This window comes from uncultured Roseovarius sp. (genome assembly GCF_963972555.1).
Lineage (GTDB): Bacteria > Pseudomonadota > Alphaproteobacteria > Rhodobacterales > Rhodobacteraceae > Roseovarius > Roseovarius mucosus.
The window spans coordinates 1-22,194 of sequence record NZ_CAXAUM010000001.1 but is presented as its reverse complement, the minus strand read 5'-3'; the positions used below and the strand labels follow the sequence as shown (position 1 = coordinate 22,194).

Here is a 22,194-nt window from a genome sequence, read left to right as displayed (position 1 = left end):
TCAGAGCGCCCCTTGAAAGCTGGAGGCGAGCGAGCCCATTGTCAGCGCCCAGCCATCCACCAGCACGAACAAGAGAAGTTTGAAAGGCAGGGACACGATCATCGGCGAGAGCATCATCATCCCCAGAGCCATCAGGATCGAGGCGATCACCATGTCGATCACCAGAAAGGGCAGAAAGAGCAGAAAGCCGATCTGGAACGCGGTCTTTAGTTCCGAGGTGATATAGGCGGGCAAGAGCACCCCGACGGGCACGTCGGCGTCGCTGGCATAGGGGGCGTCGCCCGCCAGTTCCGCGAACATCAAGAGGTCGTTTTGCCGGGTATTGGCCAGCATGAAGCCCGAGAGGTGATCCCATGCCAGTCCGATGGCCACATCCGGGGCCATCTGCCCGTCGAGATAGGGGCTGAGCGCAGTGTCGTAAATCACGGTCAGCACCGGCTGCATGACGAAGAAGGACAGAAAGAGCGCGATGGCGATGAGCACCTGATTGGGCGGTGTCTGCATCGTGCCCATGGCTTGCCTCAGGATCGAGAGCACGATGATGATGCGGGTAAAGGTGGTCATGCCCAGCACCAGCGACGGCAGCACCGTGAGCGCCGTCATCAGCGCCAGAATTTGCAACGAGAGCGAATAGGTGGTGCCGTTCTCATCCGAGAGGGTGATCGCGGGCAGGCCCTGTTGCGCCAGAACCGGCGCGGGCAGGACGAGGGCGAGGATCAGGAGCGGAAGAAGGCGGTTCATGCTGTGGTCCCCTCGGTTCGGGGCAGCAGGGTGAGGGCGGTGCCGGACCGGCGCCCCATCACCACGAGCACGGTTTGCCCTTCGGCCTTGAGCAAGAGCGCGCGGCTGTCACCGCCCAGATTGAGGGTCTCGGTCAGTTCCAGTTGGCGATTGGTTGCCAGACGGGCGCTGAGCGGCGCGCGTTTGTGGCGGATCACGGCCCAGGCGAGCACGAGCACGCCGAGAAAGCCCGCAATGGTCAGGATGCGGTCGGGGGTCAAGACATCCACGGGGGACTTCTCCTGCAAGGGTTGATCAAGGTTTGTTTGATCAACCCGTGCAGGTTTCGTGCCACGCGAAGGGGTAGGGTGTCAGACGGTTTCGATCCGTTGCCGGGGATCGACGATATCGCCAAAGCGGATGCCGAATTTCTCGCCCACGACGACCACCTCGCCCTTGGCGATGGGGGTGCCGTTCACGAGAATGTCGAGCGGATCGCCCGCCATGCGGTCCAGCTCGACCACCGAGCCTTCGTTGAGGCGCAAGAGGTCTTGCAGCGTGATCTGGGTGTTGCCCACCTCGACGGTCATGCTGACGCGGACATTGGCCAAGAGGCCCAGATCCACATTGCTTGTGCTGCTGTCGGGCTGGCCGGTCGGTTCGGTTGTGTCGATGGTCATGGCGGTTTCCTCGGGATCAGGGTTCAATACGGTGGGTAAGCGAGAGCGCGGCGCGGCCATTCTGCGCGCCCGGTTCGGCGTCAAAGAGCGGGGTGCCTTCGACCAGCAATTGCGGGCGTAGTGTCAGATCGACCGGCACCACGCGGCCGGGGCGTAGCCCCGTGAGGGCGCTGATCGGCACATTGGGTTCGGCCAGACGTGCCGTGACATTGAGGGGCACGGCCATCACCGCCTCGCGCAGGCGGTTGCGCCAGCGCAGGTCATCGGCCACCTGATCGGACTGCATCCGCGAGCGCAAGCGCGCAGCAATGGGTTTGAGCGCCTGTAGCGGATAGATGAGGTCCAGCGTGGCCGGGTCCGCCTCGGGCAGTTGAATGATGAAGGAGCAGCAGACGACCTTTTCCTCGCTTTCAACGAATGTGGCGAATTGCAGGTTGTCCTCGTGTATCGGGTTGGCAAACTCGAGCGGGATAAGATCGCGCCACGCGGCCTCGAGTGCGCGGTAGATGCCTTTGGTCACGATCTCGATCACGCGCGTCTCGCTGGCGGTGAATTCGGCGCGACCACCCGGCAGATAGGCGATATTGCCGCCGTAATAGGCATTGGTCAGCAAGGATACGAAATTGGGCGGCAGCATGATGAGCTGATTGCTGCGCAGCGCATCGACGCGGGCGGTGGTGAGGCTGACAAAGTTTTCCAACTCGTCGCAATAATGCGAAAAGCTTTTGACCTCGGGTGGAAAGGCGGAGATGCGCGGGTGCATCCGCAGAAACGGCAGGAACACAGGGCGTGCCAGACGGCAAAAGCGTTCGTTGACCATGCGCAACCCGTGATAGTCACCCATGATCGACAGGTTGTCAGAGCCGAATTTGTAGCGCTTGACGTTCTCGGTGCCTTGGTTCTGCTCTTTCTCCATGTCGAGCAGACCGTCGACAAGGGCTGCGACTTCGTTTGAGCTGAGTTTGTGGGTGGCGCTGGTGGTGGGGCGGGCCATGGTGCGACCTATTGCAGAACAAAGGAGGGAAAGAACACGCCCTCGATGCCGCCAAACCCTTCGAGCGCCTCGAGCCGGGTGTTAATCGCGGTCTTGAGCGCCTCGGCCAGGGCCTCTCGCCCGGCGGTGCCTTCGACATCCTCTTCGGCAAAGCCCGAGATCACGGCCAGCATATCCGAGCGCAGCGCCATGGCGTGTGTTTCGACGTTGGCGATGACGCTCTCGTCATATTGGGTCGAAACGCCGACGCCGATCTGGAGAAACCGGCGCGAGCCTTTGAGGTTTGTGGTCAGCGGATCGGGAAACTCGTGGTAGCGGGTTTCGAAGACGGGCGCTTCGGGCATTTCCTTGGGAATACGCTTGGGGCCGGCCTCGGCGTCGCCCGCGGCCTCAGCGGCGGCGGTTTCCAGTTCGATGAGGCGCAGCACCTCTTGCGACGGCGACAGCGCCCCGCCGGAGAGATAGAAACCCGCGCCAAAGCCGCCGCCGCCAAGGATGAGCGCCATCAGGAGCCAGACGAGCATCTTCTTGAGAAAGCCCCCCTTGGGGCGGGCATCGAGATTGGGGAGTGCAGCATCGGCCATGGGGAACCTCAGGCGATCAAGTCAATGGAAGAGCGCGCAGGCGCGCGCGGGGACAGTGGTTGTGATGCGGTGTCATCAAAGGCGGTCGCGTTGCCCTGCGGACCAGGTTCGGTGCCGGGATGGCCATTGCCGCGCGGGTTGGCATCGCCGCCCGTCGTGCCAAAGCCCGCTGCGCCGCCTGAGCCGCCCGTCGTGGTGGTGGACTGGCTCCCCATCTCAAGCCCGGCGCGGGCCATGGCCTCGGCCAGACGCGGTTGGGCCTCGGCCATGGCGCGGGCGGCCTCGGGCGTTTCGGTCACGATATGCACATGGGTCACGCCGTCTTGGGTCTCCAGCCGGATTTGCAGCGGGCCAAGACGCTCGGGCGTGAGCGTGAGTGTCAGGTTGTCGAGCGCGGCGCTGGCGCTCTGGCGGATGTCCTGCACCATTTGCTCGGGCCATTGAGGGGCCGCGAGATCGAGGGTCTGGGGCAGGGGCGCTGTTGCCAGCGGTGCAGGGGCGCTGCCGGGCAGGGCGGGCTGGGGCGCGGCAAGGACGCTACCCTCTGTGGTGGCCAGGGTTGGTGGCGGGGCGGTCTCGGCGGGGGCCAGCGGGGCGGCCTCTGCGCTGAGGGCAGGGCTGGTGGGCGCGCTGTCGCCTGTGGGCACGGGGGCCGTGGGCGGCGCGGGCACCAGAGGGGCCGCCATGGGCAGGGTCGGAGCGGCGAGACTCGGCACCTTGGATGCCTCTGGATCTTTGGTGAGGTCCGGTTTGTCGCCGGTGTCCGGCTTGGACGTCGGCTGTGCCACCTGTGCCGCAACGGACGGGATGGCGTGCTGGGTTTGCGGCGTGGTTGGGTCAGGCAGGGCTATGGCCTCGGTGCCCATAGCCTCGGGGCCCGTGTCTTCGGCTTCGGTGGCGTCGGTCCCGGTATCCTCGGGCAAGTTCTGGGCCTCGGTGAGGGTATCCAACCCGGATGGGGCGATGGGCGCGGCAGAAGGTTGCGCCGCAATGGCAGGCGGTGGCAGTGCGGGTGTTGCCGGTGCTGGGGCAGTCGCCGGTGCTGCGGGGGCTGCGGCCATTGGGGACAGAAGGTCAACAGAGGCAGGGACAGAGGCAGGGACAGAGGCCATCCGGGCCATGTCTGGCGCAGGCACAGGCGCAAGCGGGTGTGCCGATGCCTGCACGGGGGGCTGGACAGGGGCCTGAACGGGTGTTTGGACCGGGGTCTGCGCCGCATTCAACAGGGCAGAAAAGCCCTGGATCGGCACGCCAGAACCTTGGCCAAGCGCCGCAGCGGCACGGCCGGGGGCCGTGGCAGCGGGGGTGGGAAGGCTGGTCAATACCGGGGCGGTCATACTGGGCTCCGTCTGGGGGTCAGTCCAGAGGGTGCAAGCATCATGCCAAGCGGGCGGCGGGTGCGGGCCCCGCCAAACAGGCCCGGTGCAATGAAAAAGGCACCCCGGAGTGGGGTGCCTTTGCCGCCCATATGTGCGGGCGTTTACTTGTTGTCTTCGAGCGAGAGCGCCACGAAACGCGGATCGCCGCCGCTGCGCACCAGCATCAGCAGGGATTTGCGCCCCGCTTCCTTGGCCTCGGCAATACGGTCGTCGAGATCGGCAATCGTGGCCACCTTCTGCTGTCCGGCCTCGGTGATCACGTCGCCCATGCGCAGGCCCTTTTCATAGGCCTCGGACAGCTCATCGATATTGACCACGACCAGACCGGTTGCGTTATTGTCCAGCTCGAGTTGCGACCGCAACTCATCGCTGAGCGGGGTCAAGGTCAGGCCAAGCATGGTCTTTTCCACCGGGGCCTCTGGCGTCGCATCTTCGCCGGGTTGCGCCACGGGAATGGCACCCTCGGCCTCTTCGCGGCGGCCCAGCGTGATCTTGAGCGTGGTGGTCTTGCCCTCACGGAACACGACCACGCGGACGGTCTTGCCCACCTCGGTATTGCCCACGGTTCGCACGAGGCTCCGTGTGTCCGACACATCCTGCCCGTCAAAGGACATGATCACGTCGCCGGCCAGCATGCCAGCCTCGGCGGCGGGACCCTCGGGCACATCCGTGACGAGCGCACCTGCGGCTTTCTCAAGCCCCATCGCCTCGGCCACATCGGCGGTCACGTCCTGAATTCGCACGCCTAGCCAGCCACGCCGCGTCTCGCCATATTCCTGCAACTGATCGACCACGCGCTTGACCACGTTCGAGGCCATGGAAAAGCCGATGCCGATCGAGCCGCCGGTGGGGCTGAGGATTGCGGTGTTCACGCCAACCACCTGACCGTCGAGATTGAAGAGCGGACCGCCCGAGTTGCCCCGGTTGATGGCGGCATCGGTCTGGATATAGTCGTCATAGGTGCCGCTGAGCGCGCGATTGCGCGCCGACACGATCCCGGCAGAAAGCGAGAATCCCTGACCGAGCGGATTGCCCATGGCCAGCACCCAATCGCCCACGCGCGCGGTGTCGCTGTCGCCAAAGCTGACGAAGGGCAGCGGCTTGTCCGCCGTGACCTTGAGAAGGGCGATGTCGGTCTTGGGGTCGGTGCCGATCACCTCTGCGGGCAGGGTTTCGCCGGAAAAGAATTCGATCAGGATCTCATCCGCGCTCTCGATCACGTGGTTGTTCGTGACCACAAAGCCATCCTCGGAAATCACGAAGCCCGAGCCAAGGGCCGACGAGCGCTGTGGCCTGTCGCCTTCGCCCAGACGGTCACGGAATTGCTCGAAGAAATCCTCGAAGGGCGAGCCTTCGGGCACGATGGGGGCGGGGCCTGTGCCCCGTTCCACCACGGTCGAGGTGGTGATGTTCACGACCGCCGGGCTGATCTTGTCGGCCAGATCGGCAAAGCTGTCGGGCCGCGCTGCTGCGGCCATTGCCTGCGCGATCAACAGCCCGACCATCAGGGCTATGACCCAGAGCGCCCGCAGGCCGGTGGACAGGGATCGTGTTTCGGAAATCGTTTGGGTCTTCACACCAATGTCTCCTTTGGTTCGTGCATTGGGCGACAAACGTGCGCCCCTCTTGCACTGGAATGTATGCGGTCTTTGCGCGATGGCAAAGGTCGCAGGATCAATTCACAGCCATGTGACCGCTTTGACGCGGCAAGATCAAGCGCCAAGCGTCTTGGCCGCCCAGACGAGGATCAGCCCCAACACCAGCGCAATCGCCCCCATCAGGCGCCGCGCCTCGGTGGGCAGTGCTGTCAAGGCCACCAGCATCTGTTCAATGAGCGAAGGGGCCAGCGCATAGACCAGCCCCTCCACAATCAGCACCAGTCCCAGCGCGAGCAGGGCAGTTTCGATCATTCCTGTGCCGTTCCCGACTTCAGATAGTCGAAAAATTCGCTATCCGGCGTCATAACCATGGTCGAATTCTTGCCTTGCAGCGCTTTTTCATAAGCCTCGAGCGAGCGGTAGAAGGAATAGAACTCCTGATCCTGACCATAGGCCTCGGCGTAGATCGCGCTGCGTTCTGCGTCAGCCTCGCCTCGGATCACCTGCGCTTCACGTTCGGCATCCGAGAGGGTCTCGGTCACGGTCCGGTCGGCAAGCGCGCGCACCCGCTGCGCCGCCTCGTTACCGCGTGCGATCTCGTCGGCGGCTTCGCGCTCACGCTCGGCGCGCATCCGGGCAAAGGTCGCCTCGAGGTTCTGCTCGGGCAGGTTGGTCTGCTTGAGGCGCACATCCACCACGTCAAGACCAAGGCCCGCCGCGCTGGTCTGGGCCTGCCGCTGGATGCGGCGCATCAACTCGCGGCGATCCTCGGACAGGATGGTGTCGGATGTCACCTGATCGGCACCCAGAACTTCACGGATCTGCGCATTCAGGATCGACGACAGCCGGTCCTCGGCCAGACGCACGCCGCCCACACCCACGGCCTGACGGAACTGCACCGCGTCGCGGATGCGGTAACGGGCAAAGGCATCGACCACGAGACGACGATCATCCGACGGCGTCACCTCGATGGTGTCGGTATCGAGCGACAGGATGCGGTCGTCATAGCGCACCACCTCCTGAATGAAGGGGATCTTGAACGAGAGGCCCGGCTCTTCCTTGACGGCCTTGATCTGACCGAATTGCAGCACCAGCACCTTTTCACGCTCGTCCACGACAAAGATCGACGAGAGGCCCAGAAAGCCCAGAACGACCACAAGAGGAATTAGAAATTTCGTCATGCTCTTAGTTCCCCTGATCTGTCGTGTTGCGGCGCAGTTCGTTCAGCGGCAGGTAGGGCACGACGCCGTTGCCGCCTTCGCTGCCGATGATCGAGTTGTCGAGGATGGTCTTGTCGATATCGCCCAGAACCCGCTCCATCGTCTCGATATAGAGACGTTTGCGCGTGACTTCGGGCGCCTTGGAGTATTCCGTGAGAACCGAGGTAAAGCGGCTGGCGTCACCCTGTGCCTCGTTGACCACGCGGGCGCGGTAGCCCTCGGAGTCCTCGAGGATTTGTGCGGCCTGACCGCGCGCCTCTGCCAGTGCCCGGTTGGCATAGGCATCCGCCTGCCGTTGCAGACGGTCGCGTTCCTGTTCAGCGGCCTGCACTTCGCGGAAGCTGTCGATCACCTCGCGCGGCGGATCGGCCTTGTCGAGGTTGACCCGCACGACCTGAATCCCGCTGTCATATTCGTCAAGTGCCTCTTGGATGTTACGCATCGCGCTGTCGGCGATGATGCCACGATCCCGGTTGAGAATGGGGGCCAGATTGGATGCGGCAATGATCTCGCGCATGACCGATTCCGATACCGCCTGCACCGTCAGTTGCGGATCGCGGATGTTGAAGAGCAATTTCGCCGGATCAGAGATGTTCCACACGACCTGAAAACCGATATCGACGATATTGGCATCGGTGGTCAGCATCAGCCCCTCTTCACGCCCGCCGGTATTGCGGCCGATGTCCTCAGTCCGTTCGGAGGTGACGTTGACGATTTCGGCGGTCACGATGGGCCATGGGGCAAAGTTCAGACCGGGATTGCCGGTCTTGTAGTAGGCCCCCAGAAACAACTCGACCGATTGCTCTTCGGGCTTGACCGTATAGACGCTGGCGAAAACCCAGAGTGCCACGGCACCCAAGGCCGCAAGGCCAATCGTGCCTTTGCCGAACTGTGGCCCGCCTTCGCCGCCGGTGCCACCGCCCCGGTTGCCGCCGCCACGCCCGCCCATGAGAACGCGAAGCTGATCCTGACCCTTGCGCACCAACTCATCGATTTCGGGCAGTTGCGGTCCTCCTTCGGGAGGGCGCCGACCGCCCCCGTTGTTGCGGTCGCGATCATCACCGCCACCGCCCGAATTACCGCCGCCGCCCCATGGGCCGCCAGAGTTTCCAGCCATACGTTTGTCTTCCCTTGTTGTCCTGCCGTTCCCGGCTTGTCTCACAACCTGTGCAGCACAGGCGAAAAATCAAGCGGTGCGCACAGGCGTTTTCATCGTTACCAGCTCTTCCGACATGGTCGGATGCACCGCCACGGTGCGGTCGAAATCCTCTTTCGTGGCCCCCATTTTGACGGCGATGCCCGCCAGTTGGATCATCTCACCCGCGCCGGGGGCGACGATATGACACCCCAGCACCTTGCGGGTGGCCTGACTGACGATCAGTTTCATCAGCACCCGGTCAGGACGCCCGGCAAAGGCCGAGTGCATGGGCCGGAACGAGGTTGCATAGACCTCGATCGGCTCTTGATCGCGCGCGGCCTCTTCGCTCAGCCCCACGGTGCCCATTTCCGGTTGGGTGAAAATCGCGGTGGGGATGAGATCGTGATCGACCGGCGTCGGGTTGCCGTTGAACACCGTCTCGACAAAGGCCATGCCTTCGCGGATCGCCACGGGCGTGAGGTTGACGCGGTCGGTCACATCGCCAATCGCATAGATCGACGGCACGCCGGTCTGGCTATAGCGGTCGACGACAATCTCGCCTTTGCGGCCCACGGCAACGCCCGCGGCCTCCAGGCCCAGATTTTCCGTATTGGGGGCGCGCCCGGTGGCGAACATCACCTCTTCGAACACCGCTTCGCTGCCGTTGGTGCCGGTCACGCGATAGCCGCCGTCGACCTTTTCCATCGTCTCGATATTGGTGCCCAGATGCAGGGTGATCCCCGAGGCGATCATCTCGTCCGAGACCAGCCCGCGCGCCTCTTCGTCAAATCCGCGCAGGACTTGTGCGCCGCGATAGAACTGCGTGACCTTGACCCCCAAACCGTTGAGGATACAGGCGAATTCACAGGCGATATAGCCGCCGCCGATGATCAGGATCGACTTGGGCAGGCGCTCCAGATGAAAGATGTCATTGCTGGTGATCGCATGGTCCGCGCCGGGCAGATCGGGCTTCACGGGCCGCCCGCCGGTGGCGATGAGGATATGCTTGGCGCTCAGACGGGTGCCATCGGCCAATTCCACGGTGTGCGGATCAACCAGCCGTGCCCGGCTGTCATAGGTCTCGACGCCGTTGTTTTTCAGGATGCCGCGATAGACCGTTTCGAGCCGGTCCAATTCCGCATGCAGCTTGTCCCGAAAGGTGGCCCAATCGAAGCCGCCGGCATGGACCGTCCAACCATAGGCCTGCGCATCGGCCATCGCCCCGCGATATTCCGAGGCGAAGACCATCAGTTTCTTGGGCACGCAGCCGCGAATGACGCAGGTGCCGCCATAGCGATCCTCTTCGGCCAGGGCCACGCGCGCGCCGCCCTGTGCCGCAACCCGCGCCGCCCGCACCCCGCCAGAGCCGCCGCCGATCACGAAAAGATCGTAGTCGAATGCCATACCTGTCCCCTCAATCCGTCAGGTCGCGAAAGAGATTGTCGGTCTCGACAAAGTCGAGCCGGTCCTCTTCGACCGTGCCTTCGTTGATGTCGCGGGTTTCCACCCGCCCGTCGCCATAGCCCAGAATGACCACATCGCAGATATCAAGGAAAAGCCCGTTTTCAACCACCCCCGGCATCTGATTGAGCGCCATCGAGAGTTGATGCGCGGCCCCGATGCGCCCCAGGTGCAGATCGAGAATGTAATTGCCCTCATCGGTGATGAAGGGCCGCGCGCCGTTCATCCGCAGGGTCGCATCGCGGCCCAGCACATCCATGTTGATCAAGAGTTCCTCGACCAGCGATTTCGTGGTCTGCCAGCCAAAGGGGATCACCTCGACCGGCAGGGGGAAGGCGCCCAGCGTCTCGACCTCCTTGCCGACATCGGCGATCACGATCATCTGGTCAGAGGCCGTCGCCACGATCTTTTCCTGCAAGAGCGCGCCGCCGCCACCCTTGATCAGGTTGAGATTGCTGTCGAATTCATCTGCCCCGTCGATGGTCAGGTCGAGCCATTTCGCCTCATCCAGGCTGATCACCTCGATACCCACCTCTCGCGCCAGTTCGGCCGTGCGCGTCGATGTCGGCACGCCGCGAATACGCAGGCCGCCGTCACGCACCATCTCGCCCAGACAGCGCACCATCCAGGCGGCCGTCGATCCGGTGCCAAGGCCCACGCGCATCCCGTCCTCGACGAAATCCACCGACCGTTTGGCGGCAACGAACTTGGCCTTGTCGATCGGCGACAATTCTCCGGTCATGGCAGCGACTCCCCGACTGTTTCGCAGGGGTTATAAGAGAGATGCCGCGCAGGTGCGAGACCGAATTCGCCCGAGCGACCGGGGGGCAAGCGTTAACCATTCCTAAACCCCTGCCGCGCTACGCATTAACCTTGTCTGAAGAATAGGGGACCGCATGGTCGCGCGCGCCTATACCGTGGCCTTTGAGGGGGTCGAGGCCAAGCCTGTGGAGGTGCAATGTGCCATCACGCCGGGCGTGCCCGCCTTTTCCCTCGTGGGCCTGCCCGACAAGGCGGTGTCCGAGGCGCGCGACCGGGTGCGCGCGGCGCTCTCGGCCATGGCCATCGCCCTGCCGTCGCGGCGCATCACCATCAACCTCTCGCCTGCCGACATGCCGAAAGAAGGCAGCCATTTTGACCTCCCCATCGCGCTGGCCCTCTTGGCCGCGCTCGAAATCATCCCGCATGACGCCGCCGAGGGCACGACGGCATTGGGGGAATTGTCGCTCGACGGCACGTTGGTGCCGGTGATCGGCGCGCTGCCCGCCGCCATGGCCGCCGCCGAGGAACATCGCATCCTGCTCTGCCCCAAGGCCTGCGGCCCCGAGGCGGCCTGGGTGGGCGCGGTGCAGGTGATTGCGGCGGCATCGCTCTCGGATGTGGTGCGCCACTACACCGGGCAGGCGCCCATCCCCGCCTCTGATCCCGGCGAGGTGATCGCACCACCGCAGGGCCGCGACCTGCGCGACGTCAAGGGACAGGAACGCGTAAAGCGCGCGCTGGAAATCGCGGCGGCAGGCCGTCACCACCTGATCATGATCGGCACGCCGGGATCCGGCAAATCCATGCTGGCCGCGCGTATGCCGGGTATCCTGCCACCACTCTCGGCCCCAGAGGCGCTGGAAACCTCGATGATCCATTCGCTTGCCGGGCTCTTGTCAGAGGGCGGCATCAACCGCGCCCGCCCCTTTCGCGAGCCGCATCACACCGCCTCGATGGCCGCGATTGTCGGCGGCGGGCGCAGCGCCAAACCGGGGGAAATCAGCCTTGCGCATAATGGCGTGCTTTTCATGGATGAGTTTCCCGAATTTCCCCGCACCGTGCTGGAAACCCTGCGCCAACCTATAGAGACCGGCGAGGTGATGGTCGCCCGCGCCAATGCCCATGTGAAATATCCCTGCCGTTTCATGCTGATCGCTGCCGCCAACCCCTGCAAATGCGGCTATCTGAGCGACCCCAACCGCGCCTGTTCACGTGCGCCCAACTGTGGCGAGGATTACATCGGGCGCATTTCCGGCCCTCTGATGGACCGCTTTGATTTGCGGATCGAGGTGCCGCCCGTGGCCTTTGCCGATCTCGATCTGCCCGCCTCCGGCGATGCCTCGGCCACGGTTGCAGAGCGCGTGGCGGGGGCGCGGGCGGTGCAGGCGGCGCGCTTTGCGGGCCACGCCCATATGCGCCTCAACGCCGATGCCGAAGGGGCGGTGCTCGACGAGATCGCCACGCCCGATGCCGAGGGGCGCGCCCTTGTCACCCGTGTCGCCAGCCGCTTTGGCCTGACGGCGCGGGGCTATCACCGCGTGTTGCGCGTGGCGCGCACCATCGCCGATCTCGACGGCTCGGACCATGTCCGCCTGCCGCATGTCGCCGAGGCGGTCAGCTTTCGCATCTCTGGGGTCAAAGAGACCTGATCCACCCCGCCAGATCGCGTAGGGTTTGCCCTGCCTCGGGCAGGACATTGTGAAAAATGGGCCAGACATGCGGATGATCGGGCTTGACCGAGAGCACGCTTTGCACGCCCTGCGCCACCAACGCCGCCTGCATCCGCAGCGTGTCGTCGCGCAGGATCTCGGTATCGCCCACGGTCATCCACACGGGCGGCGCGCCGGTGAACCGGCCAAAGAGTGGCGAAGCGCGCGGATCGCGCGGGTCTTGCCCGCGCAAGAACATCTCCAGCATCTCGCCAATCCGGGTGGCCGACAGGACGCAATCGCGCGCGGCATTCTCGGCAACGGACGCGCCGGTATAGGTCACATCGGTGAGCGGCGAAAAGGCAAAGACGCCCATGGGCGGGGCGAGGCCCTGCGCCAAAATCTCGTGCAAGAGCGCCAGCGCCAGCCCGCCGCCCGCACTATCGCCGCCAATGATCACCTCATGCGTCGCCCGGAGCGCGCGGTAACACGCCAGCGCATCGTCGATCTGCGCCGGAAAGGCATGCTCGGGCGCGAGCCTGTAATCGGGCAGACAGGCGGGCAGGCCGGTCAGCGCCGACAGCTTGGCCAGCATCGCGCGATGCGTGGTCGAGGTGCCAAAGACATAGGCACCGCCATGGAAATAAAGGATCACGGGTGCAGGCCGCACACCACGGGCCCGCGCCCATTGCACCGGCACCCCGCCGAGGCTGGCGCGTTCAAACGACGTGCTAAGGGGGGCATGGAAATAGAGCCGGGATTTGAACGCAAAGGACCGCCTGAGGCGGTCCTTGTCATGGCGCGCCAGCGCCGGCTTTTCGAACCAGCGCAGGTGGCGGTTCAAGAGGCGAAGCTGCCAGCTCATCCCCGCCGCGCCGCGATGGCATCCCAGATGAGACCCGCGCCATTGGTGCCGTCAAACCGCTCCAGCTCTTGCAAGCCGGTGGGCGAGGTCACGTTGATCTCCGTGAGGTAATCGCCGATCACGTCGATGCCCACGAAAATCTGCCCCTTTTCGCGCAGGAGCGGCCCGATGGTGGCGCAAATCTCGCGGTCGCGGTCGGTCAGGTCCACCTTTTCAGCCCGCCCGCCCACATGCATGTTGGAGCGCGTCTCGCCCTGCGCGGGCACGCGGTTGATGGCCCCGATCGGTTCTCCATCGACCAGAATGACCCGCTTGTCGCCTTTGCTCACGGCGGGCAGGTATTTCTGGACAATCAGTGGCTCGCGGCTGAACCCGGTGAACATCTCATGCAGGCTGGCGAGATTCCGGTCGCTCTCGGGCAGGTGGAACACGCCCGCGCCACCGTTGCCATAAAGCGGCTTGAGGATCACATCGCCATGCCGCGCGCGAAAGGCCCGGATCGTGTCCAGGTCGCGGGCAATCGCGGTGGGCGGCATGAGTTGGGGGAAATCGAGGATGAGCAGCTTTTCGGGATAATTGCGCACCCAGAAAGGATCGTTCGCCACCAGCGTGCCGGGGCTCAGCCGCTGCAGGATATGGGTCGTGGTGATGTAGAACATGTCAAACGGCGGGTCCTGCCGCAGCCAGACGACATCGAAGGTGCTCAGATCGACCGTCTGCTCCGCGCCCAGCCGAAAATGGTCGCCCTGCACCCGCTGCACCGTCAGCGGCCAGCCCCGCGCCGTCACCCGCCCCTCGTCATAGGCCAGCCGGTCGGGCGTGTAGTAAAACAGCTCATACCCCCGCGCCTGTGCCTCTTCCGCGATGCGAAAGGTGCTGTCCCCGTTGATATTGATCGGCCCGATCGGGTCCATCTGAAAAGCGATTTTCATATCCTGCCCCTTTTCACGGTCTCCTAGCCTACATGCGGCAAGAGCGCGGGGGGCGCAATTCAGAAATGACCAAAGGCATTCTCGAGGATGCGCACATCCCCCCGGCCATCCACGATCCCCAGATCGAACCGGACCGGGGCCAATTGCCCCTCGGGCAAGAGGCCAAGATATTCCGAGGCCGCCGCATGAATCCGCCGCATCTGGCCTTGATGCAGCCGCTCGATGGCCAAGTCAAAGCTGGCCGCTTGCTTGACCTCGCAAAAGACATAGGTATCGGGCGCACGCAGGATCATGTCGATCTCGCCGCTTTGCCCGCGCCAGCGCTGATGCAAGAGCGTTGCCCCGCGCCGTTCATAGGCGCGCAACACGCCCGCCTCCGCCGCCTGACCCGAGAGATAGGCCCGCCGCCCCCGGTCCTGACGGCGCAAGAGGTCGGGCGGTACCACAATCGCCGTCCCGCCAACGGCCTCGAAATCAAACGCCAGTTGCCGCATCTCTTACTCCGCCTCTGTTTGCCCGCCCTTTGACAGAAAGAGCGCCCGTTGATAGACCTCGCGCCGCGGCGTGCCTGTGTTCGCCGCCACAAGATCCGCCGCATCGCGCACAGAATGCCCCTTCAGCGCCTCCAACACCAAATGGTCTAAATCGTCTTCCTTAATTTTCTCCAAACCGCCGCGATCAATAATCACGACAATTTCGCCTTTCGGTGGCGCATCGGCCCAGATCTGGGCCAATTCCTCCAATGTGCCGCGCCGGACTTCCTCGAATTTCTTGGTCAATTCACGACAGACTGCCGCCGAGCGCGCAGCCCCCAGCACTTCGGCCGCATCGCGCAGCATCGCCGCCACCCGCTTGGGTGATTCGTAAAAGGCCAGCGTCGCGGGCACGCTCGCCAGTTCCCGGAGCACCGCCTTGCGCTTAGAGGCGGTGTTGGGCAGGAAGCCCGCAAAGAGAAACCGGTCCGTGGGCAGGCCCGCCAGCGTCAGCGCCGTGATCACCGCCGAAGGGCCGGGGGCCGAGACAAGGTCAAACCCCGCTGCCACCGCCGCGCGGCCCAGATCGAACCCGGGATCCGCCACCATCGGCGTGCCCGCCTCCGAGGCATAGACCACCGATTGCCCGGCCTCGAGCGCCGCCAGAATCCGGGGCCGCATCTGTGCGCCATTGTGATCGTGATAGGGCCAGAGCGGGCGCTCGCCCAAGGACACGCCGTGAATTTCCATCAGCCGCCGCAGGCTGCGGGTATCCTCGGCCGCCAGCACATCCGCCGAGGCCAAGATGTCGAGCGCGCGCAGCGTGATGTCGCGCGCGGTCCCGATGGGGGTGGCAATCAGATAGAGACCACCGGCCAGTTTCTGCTGTTTGGGATTCACCACTGGACCCGCTCCGTATGACCGTTATGATTGTCCGCAATCGCGTCTGGCCAAGGGCAAAGCGCAACAAGGGAGTGAGAGATACGCATGTTCGCCGTTTTACACATCATCCGCAAGTCGTTCGCCGGCTCTTTCCTTGTGCTTGCCGCGCTCTTTCTCGCCGCCTGTCAGCCGGTGTCGGTGGCCACCCCTGGCGGGGGCGGCACGGCCCCTTCGGGACCGGTTCCAGTGGCACTCCTCGTGCCGCATGGCAGCGCGGATGCGCAAGAGGCGCAGTTGGCGCGTGATCTGGAAAACGCCGCGCGGCTTGCCGTGTCGGACCTTGCGGGGGTGCAGATCGACCTGCGCGTCTATGGCACCGCAGGCCAAGCACAGCAGGCGCAGCAGGCGGCCCTCAACGCGGCTGCGGATGGTGCGCGTATCATCATCGGGCCGCTCCACGCCGAATCGGCCAATGCCGTGGCGGTCGCCATGGCGTCGCGCAATATCAACGTGCTGGCCTTTTCCAACAACCCGACCATCGCGGGCGGCAATCTCTTCATTCTCGGGCAGACCTTCCAGACCACTGCCAACCGGCTTGCGGATTTTGCCTCCCGCCAGGGTAAATCCCGGATCATGGCGGTCTATTCCGACAATCTCGCGGGGCAATTGGGGCGTGCGGCGATCGAGCAGGCGGTGCGCGACAATGGCGCGACGCTGGCGGGTAGCGTCGGCTACGAATTCTCGCAAGAGGGCGTGATCGACGCCATTCCCAAGATCAAGAGTGCCGCCGAGACCAATGCCGCCGATGCGATTTTCCTCACCGCCAATTCCGCCGGGGCCCTGCCACTCTTTTCCCAGATGCTGCCGGAGAACGGGTTGGGCCCCGACCGGGTGCAATATATCGGCCTTTCGCGTTGGGATACCCCGCCGCAGACGCTCGATCTACCGGGGGTTCAGGGGGGCTGGTTCGCCCTGCCGGACCCGGCGCGCGCCAGCCAGTTCACCCAGCGTTTCAGCGCCGCCTATGGCAACGCGCCGCATCCGATCGCGAGCCTGTCTTACGACGGCATCGCCGCAGTCGGGGCCTTGGTGAAATCCGGCAACCGCGAGGCGCTGGGGCGCAATGCGCTCACTCAATCCGCCGGGTTCCAGGGCGTGAGCGGCGTCTTTCGCTTTCGTTCCGATGGCAGCAACGAGCGGGGTCTGGCCGTGGCCACAATCCGCGACAAGCGCGTGACGATCCTGTCGCCGGCGCCCCAGAGCTTTGGCGGGGCCGGATTTTGAGCCGCGCCGGTCAAACGTGCTCTGACACGGGTGTGAAACGCCTGACATGATCCAGCCCATCACGGTGCGGGACGATCTGATCTGTCCCGCCGAGACGATTTTCGATGTTCCCGCCGTCGCGGCAGAGATCGCACAGGCCGTGGCCGAGGCCGGGCCGGACATGGGCGCTCTGCGTCGGGCGGTCGTGACTTGCCTGAATGCCCGCATTGCCCAAGGCCGCGCCGCGATTGCCGAGGGGCTGGCGGCCCAGCCCTTTGCCGCGCGCGCCACCACCCGCGCCTATTGCTGGCTCACGGATTGCGTGATCCTGACCACGCTCGATGTGGCCACCCGTGTGATGCACCCGCTGCCCAACCCGACCGAGGCCGAGCGCATCGCCGTCTTTGCCGTGGGCGGTTATGGCCGTGGCGAAATGGCCCCGCATTCCGATGTAGACCTGCTGTTTCTCACGCCCTACAAGATCACCCCCTGGGCCGAGAGCGTGATTGAATCGATGCTCTACATGCTCTGGGATCTGCGGCTCAAGGTGGGCCATGCCAGCCGCACCATCCGCGACTGCCTGCGCTTGGGCGCAGAGGATTACACGATCCGCACCGCCCTCCTCGAAAACCGCTTTCTGGCGGGCGAAGGCGATCTGGCCGAGAAACTCAATCACCGCCTCTGGAATGACCTCTTCAAGGGCACCGAGCGCGACTTTGCCGAGGCCAAGCTGGCGGAACGCGACGCGCGGCACGAAAAGCAGGGTGAGCGCTATATGGTCGAGCCCAATGTCAAAGAGGGCAAGGGCGGTCTGCGAGACCTGCAATCGCTGTTCTGGATCGCCAAATACCTGCACCGCGTCCGTGATGTGAGCGAACTCGTGGCCTTGGGCATGTTCACCCCCGAGGAATTTGCCACCTTTGCCAAGGCCGAAAACTTCCTCTGGGCGGTGCGCTGTCATCTGCATCTGATCATCGGGCGGCCCAATGACCAGCTCACCTTTGACATGCAGGTCGAAGTGGCGCAGCGCATGGGCTACAAGGACACCGCCGCCCGACGCGGGGTCGAAATCTTCATGCAGGATTATTTCCGCCACGCCACCGCCGTGGGCGATCTGACGCGCATCTTCCTGACCAAGCTCGAGGCGACGCAGATCAAGTCCGAGCCGCTGTTGCAACGGCTCCTGCGCCGCCGCAAGACGCTGAAAGAGGGCTATGTCGAGGTGCATGGCCGCCTTGGCATCGCCGATCCCAAGGGGTTTCTCACCGATCCGCTCAACCTCTTGCGCCTGTTTGAAGAGGCGTTGCGCACCGGGCTCTTGATCCACCCCGACGCGATGCTGCTCGTGTCGGCCAATATCCGGCTGATCGACGAGCGCATGCGCAATGACCCGGCGGCGCAGAAGCTCTTTCTCGACCTCCTGCTGAAACACGGCAATCCCGAACGCGCCCTGCGGCGGATGAACGAATTGGGCGTGCTATCGGCCTTTCTGCCCGAATTCGAACCCATCGTGGCGATGATGCAGTTCAACATGTATCACCACTACACGGTGGATGAGCATATCATCCAATGTATCAGCCACCTGGCCCAGATCGAGCGGCGCGAATTGATCGAGGAACTGCCGGTCTCTTCCTCCATCCTCAAGGAGGGGATCAACCGGCGCGTGCTCTATGTCGCGCTTCTCTTGCATGACATCGGCAAGGGGCGCGAAGAGGATCACGCCATCCTGGGCGCGCGCATCGCACGCCGCGTTGGGCCCCGTCTGGGGCTGAAGCCGCGCGAGGTGGATACCGTGGAATGGCTGGTGCGCTATCACCTTCTGATGTCCGACATGGCGCAGAAACGCGACATTGCCGATCCCCGCACAGTGCGTGATTTCGCCAAGGCGGTGCAGACGCGCGAGCGGCTTGACCTCCTCTTGCTGCTCACCGTTTGCGATATTCGTGGCGTGGGCCCCGGCACCTGGAACAACTGGAAGGCCTCGCTTTTGCGCGCGCTCTACCGCCAGACCCGCCGCGCCATGGAAGGCGGGCTTGAGGATCTCAACCGCGAACAGCGCGGCTCGGATGCCAAGCGCAACCTGCGCGAGGCGCTGCCCGGTTGGGATGCCAAGGACCTCAAGCACGAGACCTCGCGCCATTACCCGCCCTATTGGCAGGGGCTGCATGTCACCGCGCATGTGGTCTTTGCCCGCCTCCTGCACAATCTGCACGAGGATGAGATCGCCATTGATCTGGCGATTGACGAGGACCGCGACGCGACCCGCGCCTGTTTCGCGCTGGCCGATCATCCGGGCATTTTCTCGCGTCTGGCGGGGGCCTTGGCGCTAGTGGGGGCCAATGTGGTGGACGCGCGCACCTATACCTCCAAGGATGGCTTTGCCACCGCTGTGTTCTGGATACAGGACGCCGATGGGCACCCGTTCGAGGCCGACCGCCTGCCGCGCCTGCGCAACATGATCCAAAAGACACTGAAGGGCGAAGTGGTCCCGCGCGAGGCGATCAAATCCCGCGACAAGCTCAAGAAACGCGAACGCGCCTTCCGCGTGCCCACGCATATCACCTTTGATAACGATGGCTCGGAAATCTACACGATCATCGAGGTGGACACCCGCGACCGTCCCGGCCTGCTCTATGACCTCACGCGGACCTTGGCGGCCAACAACGTTTATATCGCCTCCGCCGTGATCGCGACCTTTGGTGAACAGGTGGTCGATACATTTTACGTCAAGGATATGTTCGGGCTGAAATTCCACTCCGAGAGCAAACGCGCCGCGCTCGAACGCAAACTCCGCGCGGCCATCGCCGAAGGGGTCGAACGCGCCTCGATGTGAGGCGGCTGTGCCCCTCTCCACCCTGGAGGGGCGCATTCACAACCCTGCGTCGTGGGGTGCACGGCCTCCGCTCGCGTAGGTTCGGGCGCGCCATGAGTCTGTGCAAAAATCCAGAACAATCGTTAATAGTGCAGGGTATCTCTCAGAAATTCCTTGATCTGAATCAAGGATACACGCAAACGTTACGCACCGTCATTTTGCGTGACCGGTGACGGACACCTTTGATCAACAGGAAGAATTTATGGAACCTATTCAACAATCTGTCGTCGCCCAGTGGAATGAACTTCAACTTGAAGTAATCCGCGAAGGCGGACCAGCGCCCACACCCACAACCTATCAACTGCACCTTGCGAATGCGGCGATCTACGATGCCTATGCCGCATTGTCGACCACCGCCTCGGGCCACTACTCCGAGATCGAGACCTCGCTCGAGAACACCGATGCAAACTTGGCCGAGGCGATCAGCTATGCGGCCTTCTCGGTCATGAGCCAGCTTCACCCGGAAAGAGCCGCTGATTTCGAAGCCTTCCTTGTGGACCTCGGATACGACCCGGCCAATGTCTCGACCGATCCGGACACGGCTGCCGGTCTTGGCAATCTGGCGGCGCAAAACGTGTTTGCCGCCCGTGCCAACGATGGCTCGAATTCCGAAAACGGATTTGCGGATACCACCGGATTCGTGCCCGTGAACGAGGCCGACCCGACCTCGGATCGTGCGCCCGGTGGCGAGAATTTCGATCCCAACCAGTGGCAGCCGCTGCGCGAGCCCAATGGCACGCTGACCGATGACAATGGCATTCCGATTTTTGACAATGACGATCCCAGCACGTTCAAGGATCAACGCGCGCTGACCCCGCATTGGGGCGGCGTTGACAGCTTTGCGCTCGACTCGAACGATCAGTTCCGCCCGCCCGCACCGCCGCAACTCGGTGATTTCTCCGAGTATGTCGACGGGCTTGGCAATGTCACCACGGGCGATGCCGCCTATCGCGCACAAGTCGGCGAAGTTCTCGAAATCTCTGCCAACCTGACCGATGAGCAAAAGCTGATTGCCGAATACTGGGCCAACGGCCCGCGCGGCGAAACACCTCCGGGGCATTGGTTCCAGATCGCGCAGGATCTGGCGCTGCGCGACGGCCATGGCAATGCGCAGGATGCCGAGATGTTCTTTGCCCTCAGCACCGCCATTTTCGACGCCGGGATCGCGACCTGGGAGGCGAAATACACCTACACCTACATCCGCCCCTATTCGGCCATTCGTGATCTCTTCTTCGATCAGGAAATTCAGGCATGGGGCGGTCCGAACCAGGGCACCCAGACCATCCTTGGCCAAGACTGGCTGCCGTACCAGGATGTGACGGCGCCCACACCGCCCTTCCCCGAATTCGTCTCGGGTCACTCGACCTTTTCGACGGCCGCCGCGCGGACCCTGGCCGCCTATCTGGGCAGCGATGTCTATTACGATGGCACCAGCGTCAGCAACTACGACCTCGACGGTGTCGAAGGTCTGGACCTGATTGGCGAATTCATCACCTCTGAGTTGACGTTCGAGGATCGCGCCGACGGCGGTGATCCGATCGTGCTGCGATGGGAAACCCTGAGCGAGGCGGCGCAGGAAGCGGGACAGTCCCGCATCTTCGGCGGTATCCATATTCAGGACGGTAACTTGTTCGGTCTGCAAGTGGGCGAGCAGGTTGCGGAAAGCGCCCAAGCACGGTGGAGCGCGCTGTTCTCCAACGGCGGGTCGGATTTCACCACCCTCTCCGATGACGGCGCGCTTGCCCTTGCGGGCGCTGGCAATGACAGCGTCGTCGGCGGGGCCGGGGACGACACGATCGAGGGCGGCGCTGGCGATGACGTGCTGGCCGCCAGCGACGGCAATGACTTCGTGCTTGGTGAGGATGGCGCTGACCGTATCGGCGGCGGCTTGGGCAATGACACGATTGACGGCGGTGCCGGTGATGACGTGATCGGCGCAGGCCGGGGCGATGACATCGCCGCAGGCGGTGAGGGTAATGACGTGGTCAGCGGTGGTGCCGGCAATGATACGCTGGGCGGTGGCGCAGGCGACGATTCAATGTCCGGCAGCTTTGGCAACGACAGCATCGATGCAGGCGACGGCAATGACATCGTCGGCGGCGGTACCGGGCAGGATACGATCCTGGGCGGCGCAGGCGACGATCAGATCGGCGGCGGCGAAGGCGATGACGATATCTTCGGCGGTGACGGCAACGACTTCCTCGCAGGCGGTGGCCGTGACGACATCATCGACGGTGGCGCGGGCAATGACACGATCAATGGCGGCGCAGGCAATGACGAGATGTCGGGCGGCGAAGGCGCGGACCTCTTCGTGTTCAACGAATTCGTCGCGGGCGATTTCGATCTCATCACCGATTTCGAGGTGAGCATCGACAGCTTCTTCATCCGTGTCGATGACCTCGACAACGGTGGCAACGGGCTTCAGGGCTTCTTTGATGCGCTTGGCATCGTGGATACCGCGGCTGGTGCCCAGTTCAACGTGAACGGCAACGACGTGCTCCTTGAGGCCGTGCTGGCCGCAGATTTGACGCTCGACAGCTTTACGTTCCTGTGATCGCGGGCGGGGGGCGGATGCCGCCCCCTGTCACCGTTTGACAGACGCGGACCACAAAAAAACAAAGGCCCCGAGAGGGGCCTTTTTCATGCGGCGTTCGTCTGTGGGCTGTTACTGGTCGGGCTGAGAGGATTCGAACCTCCGACCCCCTGCTCCCGAAGCAGGTGC

Annotated in this window: 20 protein-coding genes; 4 read left to right on the top strand and 16 right to left on the bottom strand. The window is 63.9% G+C overall.

The genetic code is table 11. The features are described 5' to 3' along the window. The 12 genes from fliP to rpiA form a co-directional block, all read right to left on the bottom strand. Positions 1 to 741, bottom strand: coding sequence for a flagellar type III secretion system pore protein FliP (gene fliP / locus AACZ65_RS00100; protein WP_339667355.1), 741 nt, complete (start codon positions 739 to 741; stop codon positions 1 to 3). After that, complete coding sequence (locus tag AACZ65_RS00095) at positions 738 to 1,010, bottom strand: hypothetical protein (RefSeq protein WP_339667354.1); 273 nt, start codon at positions 1,008 to 1,010, stop codon at positions 738 to 740. The genes fliP and AACZ65_RS00095 overlap by 4 nt, the downstream gene beginning before the upstream one ends. An 81-nt stretch (positions 1,011 to 1,091) precedes the next feature. After that, positions 1,092 to 1,400: a flagellar motor switch protein FliN gene (gene fliN, locus AACZ65_RS00090; protein ID WP_037272447.1), complete on the bottom strand. Its 309-nt coding sequence runs from the start codon at positions 1,398 to 1,400 to the stop codon at positions 1,092 to 1,094. Positions 1,401 to 1,416: 16 nt separating this feature from the next. Next, positions 1,417 to 2,394 (bottom strand): flagellar motor switch protein FliM, encoded by a 978-nt coding sequence (gene fliM / locus AACZ65_RS00085; RefSeq protein ID WP_339667353.1) that lies wholly within the window; start codon positions 2,392 to 2,394, stop codon positions 1,417 to 1,419. 8 nt (positions 2,395 to 2,402) lie between these two features. After that, complete coding sequence (locus AACZ65_RS00080; RefSeq protein ID WP_339667352.1) at positions 2,403 to 2,978, bottom strand: flagellar basal body-associated FliL family protein; 576 nt, start codon at positions 2,976 to 2,978, stop codon at positions 2,403 to 2,405. Positions 2,979 to 2,986: 8 nt separating this feature from the next. Further along, positions 2,987 to 4,315, bottom strand: coding sequence for a flagellar hook-length control protein FliK (locus AACZ65_RS00075; protein WP_339667351.1), 1,329 nt, complete (start codon positions 4,313 to 4,315; stop codon positions 2,987 to 2,989). A 143-nt stretch (positions 4,316 to 4,458) separates the two neighbouring features. After that, entirely contained in the window at positions 4,459 to 5,862 is a 1,404-nt protein-coding gene (locus AACZ65_RS00070; protein WP_339667626.1) for a Do family serine endopeptidase, read from the bottom strand. 207 nt (positions 5,863 to 6,069) lie between these two features. After that, positions 6,070 to 6,267, bottom strand: coding sequence for a DUF2065 domain-containing protein (locus AACZ65_RS00065; protein WP_037272462.1), 198 nt, complete (start codon positions 6,265 to 6,267; stop codon positions 6,070 to 6,072). Next, positions 6,264 to 7,136, bottom strand: a complete 873-nt coding sequence (hflC, locus tag AACZ65_RS00060; protein ID WP_037272466.1) for a protease modulator HflC — start codon at positions 7,134 to 7,136, stop codon at positions 6,264 to 6,266. Before hflC ends, AACZ65_RS00065 begins: the two co-directional genes overlap by 4 nt. Positions 7,137 to 7,140: 4 nt before the next feature. Beyond that, the gene (gene hflK / locus AACZ65_RS00055; RefSeq protein WP_037272468.1) at positions 7,141 to 8,292 is read right to left on the bottom strand and encodes an FtsH protease activity modulator HflK; all 1,152 of its coding nucleotides are present in this window, start codon (positions 8,290 to 8,292) and stop codon (positions 7,141 to 7,143) included. Positions 8,293 to 8,361: 69 nt separating this feature from the next. Then, a complete protein-coding gene (gene gor, locus AACZ65_RS00050) occupies positions 8,362 to 9,717 on the bottom strand; it encodes a glutathione-disulfide reductase (RefSeq protein ID WP_339667350.1) in 1,356 nt (451 codons plus the stop codon). Between the two features lie 10 nt (positions 9,718 to 9,727). After that, positions 9,728 to 10,516 (bottom strand): ribose-5-phosphate isomerase RpiA, encoded by a 789-nt coding sequence (gene rpiA, locus AACZ65_RS00045; RefSeq protein ID WP_296663772.1) that lies wholly within the window; start codon positions 10,514 to 10,516, stop codon positions 9,728 to 9,730. 154 nt (positions 10,517 to 10,670) lie between these two features. Here rpiA and AACZ65_RS00040 point away from each other — a divergent pair, with 154 nt between their 5' ends. Further along, entirely contained in the window at positions 10,671 to 12,185 is a 1,515-nt protein-coding gene (locus AACZ65_RS00040; RefSeq protein WP_339667349.1) for a YifB family Mg chelatase-like AAA ATPase, read from the top strand. Here the strand turns inward: AACZ65_RS00040 and AACZ65_RS00035 are convergent. Genes AACZ65_RS00035 through rsmI form a run of 4 tightly spaced genes read right to left on the bottom strand, consistent with a single transcriptional unit; the run spans position 12,172 to position 15,355 of the window. Continuing rightward, the gene (locus tag AACZ65_RS00035; protein ID WP_339667348.1) at positions 12,172 to 13,050 is read right to left on the bottom strand and encodes an alpha/beta hydrolase; all 879 of its coding nucleotides are present in this window, start codon (positions 13,048 to 13,050) and stop codon (positions 12,172 to 12,174) included. The two genes, AACZ65_RS00040 and AACZ65_RS00035, sit on opposite strands and share 14 nt — an antisense overlap. Continuing rightward, positions 13,047 to 13,982, bottom strand: coding sequence for a glutathione synthase (gene gshB / locus AACZ65_RS00030; protein WP_339667347.1), 936 nt, complete (start codon positions 13,980 to 13,982; stop codon positions 13,047 to 13,049). Before gshB ends, AACZ65_RS00035 begins: the two co-directional genes overlap by 4 nt. Positions 13,983 to 14,041: 59 nt before the next feature. After that, the gene (locus AACZ65_RS00025; RefSeq protein WP_339667346.1) at positions 14,042 to 14,476 is read right to left on the bottom strand and encodes a YraN family protein; all 435 of its coding nucleotides are present in this window, start codon (positions 14,474 to 14,476) and stop codon (positions 14,042 to 14,044) included. A gap of 3 nt (positions 14,477 to 14,479) precedes the next feature. After that, a complete protein-coding gene (gene rsmI / locus AACZ65_RS00020) occupies positions 14,480 to 15,355 on the bottom strand; it encodes a 16S rRNA (cytidine(1402)-2'-O)-methyltransferase (protein WP_339667345.1) in 876 nt (291 codons plus the stop codon). An 87-nt stretch (positions 15,356 to 15,442) separates the two neighbouring features. Here rsmI and AACZ65_RS00015 point away from each other — a divergent pair, with 87 nt between their 5' ends. The 3 genes from AACZ65_RS00015 (at position 15,443) to AACZ65_RS00005 (ending at position 22,026) form a co-directional block, all read left to right on the top strand. Further along, the gene (locus AACZ65_RS00015; RefSeq protein WP_339667344.1) at positions 15,443 to 16,621 is read left to right on the top strand and encodes a penicillin-binding protein activator; all 1,179 of its coding nucleotides are present in this window, start codon (positions 15,443 to 15,445) and stop codon (positions 16,619 to 16,621) included. A gap of 46 nt (positions 16,622 to 16,667) precedes the next feature. Next, a complete protein-coding gene (locus AACZ65_RS00010; protein ID WP_339667343.1) occupies positions 16,668 to 19,433 on the top strand; it encodes a [protein-PII] uridylyltransferase in 2,766 nt (921 codons plus the stop codon). Between the two features lie 241 nt (positions 19,434 to 19,674). Continuing rightward, positions 19,675 to 22,026 (top strand): DUF6851 domain-containing protein, encoded by a 2,352-nt coding sequence (locus tag AACZ65_RS00005; RefSeq protein WP_339667342.1) that lies wholly within the window; start codon positions 19,675 to 19,677, stop codon positions 22,024 to 22,026. Positions 22,027 to 22,194: the final 168 nt, after the last annotated feature.

What these genes read in the sequence shown, in the direction of transcription:
- hflC (WP_037272466.1), bottom strand. Translation starts at nt 7,136, where the DNA reads ATGACGAAATTTCTAATTCCTCTTGTGGTCGTTCTGGGCTTTCTGGGC.
- AACZ65_RS00010 (WP_339667343.1), top strand. Translation starts at nt 16,668, where the DNA reads ATGATCCAGCCCATCACGGTGCGGGACGATCTGATCTGTCCCGCCGAG.
- AACZ65_RS00040 (WP_339667349.1), top strand. Translation starts at nt 10,671, where the DNA reads ATGGTCGCGCGCGCCTATACCGTGGCCTTTGAGGGGGTCGAGGCCAAG.
- gshB (WP_339667347.1), bottom strand. Translation starts at nt 13,982, where the DNA reads ATGAAAATCGCTTTTCAGATGGACCCGATCGGGCCGATCAATATCAAC.
- AACZ65_RS00065 (WP_037272462.1), bottom strand. Translation starts at nt 6,267, where the DNA reads ATGATCGAAACTGCCCTGCTCGCGCTGGGACTGGTGCTGATTGTGGAG.
- fliM (WP_339667353.1), bottom strand. Translation starts at nt 2,394, where the DNA reads ATGGCCCGCCCCACCACCAGCGCCACCCACAAACTCAGCTCAAACGAA.
- hflK (WP_037272468.1), bottom strand. Translation starts at nt 8,292, where the DNA reads ATGGCTGGAAACTCTGGCGGCCCATGGGGCGGCGGCGGTAATTCGGGC.
- AACZ65_RS00035 (WP_339667348.1), bottom strand. Translation starts at nt 13,050, where the DNA reads ATGAGCTGGCAGCTTCGCCTCTTGAACCGCCACCTGCGCTGGTTCGAA.
- AACZ65_RS00015 (WP_339667344.1), top strand. Translation starts at nt 15,443, where the DNA reads ATGTTCGCCGTTTTACACATCATCCGCAAGTCGTTCGCCGGCTCTTTC.
- fliP (WP_339667355.1), bottom strand. Translation starts at nt 741, where the DNA reads ATGAACCGCCTTCTTCCGCTCCTGATCCTCGCCCTCGTCCTGCCCGCG.
- AACZ65_RS00075 (WP_339667351.1), bottom strand. Translation starts at nt 4,315, where the DNA reads ATGACCGCCCCGGTATTGACCAGCCTTCCCACCCCCGCTGCCACGGCC.
- gor (WP_339667350.1), bottom strand. Translation starts at nt 9,717, where the DNA reads ATGGCATTCGACTACGATCTTTTCGTGATCGGCGGCGGCTCTGGCGGG.
- AACZ65_RS00025 (WP_339667346.1), bottom strand. Translation starts at nt 14,476, where the DNA reads ATGCGGCAACTGGCGTTTGATTTCGAGGCCGTTGGCGGGACGGCGATT.
- rpiA (WP_296663772.1), bottom strand. Translation starts at nt 10,516, where the DNA reads ATGACCGGAGAATTGTCGCCGATCGACAAGGCCAAGTTCGTTGCCGCC.
- fliN (WP_037272447.1), bottom strand. Translation starts at nt 1,400, where the DNA reads ATGACCATCGACACAACCGAACCGACCGGCCAGCCCGACAGCAGCACA.
- AACZ65_RS00070 (WP_339667626.1), bottom strand. Translation starts at nt 5,862, where the DNA reads ATGGTCGGGCTGTTGATCGCGCAGGCAATGGCCGCAGCAGCGCGGCCC.
- AACZ65_RS00005 (WP_339667342.1), top strand. Translation starts at nt 19,675, where the DNA reads ATGGAACCTATTCAACAATCTGTCGTCGCCCAGTGGAATGAACTTCAA.
- AACZ65_RS00080 (WP_339667352.1), bottom strand. Translation starts at nt 2,978, where the DNA reads ATGGCCGATGCTGCACTCCCCAATCTCGATGCCCGCCCCAAGGGGGGC.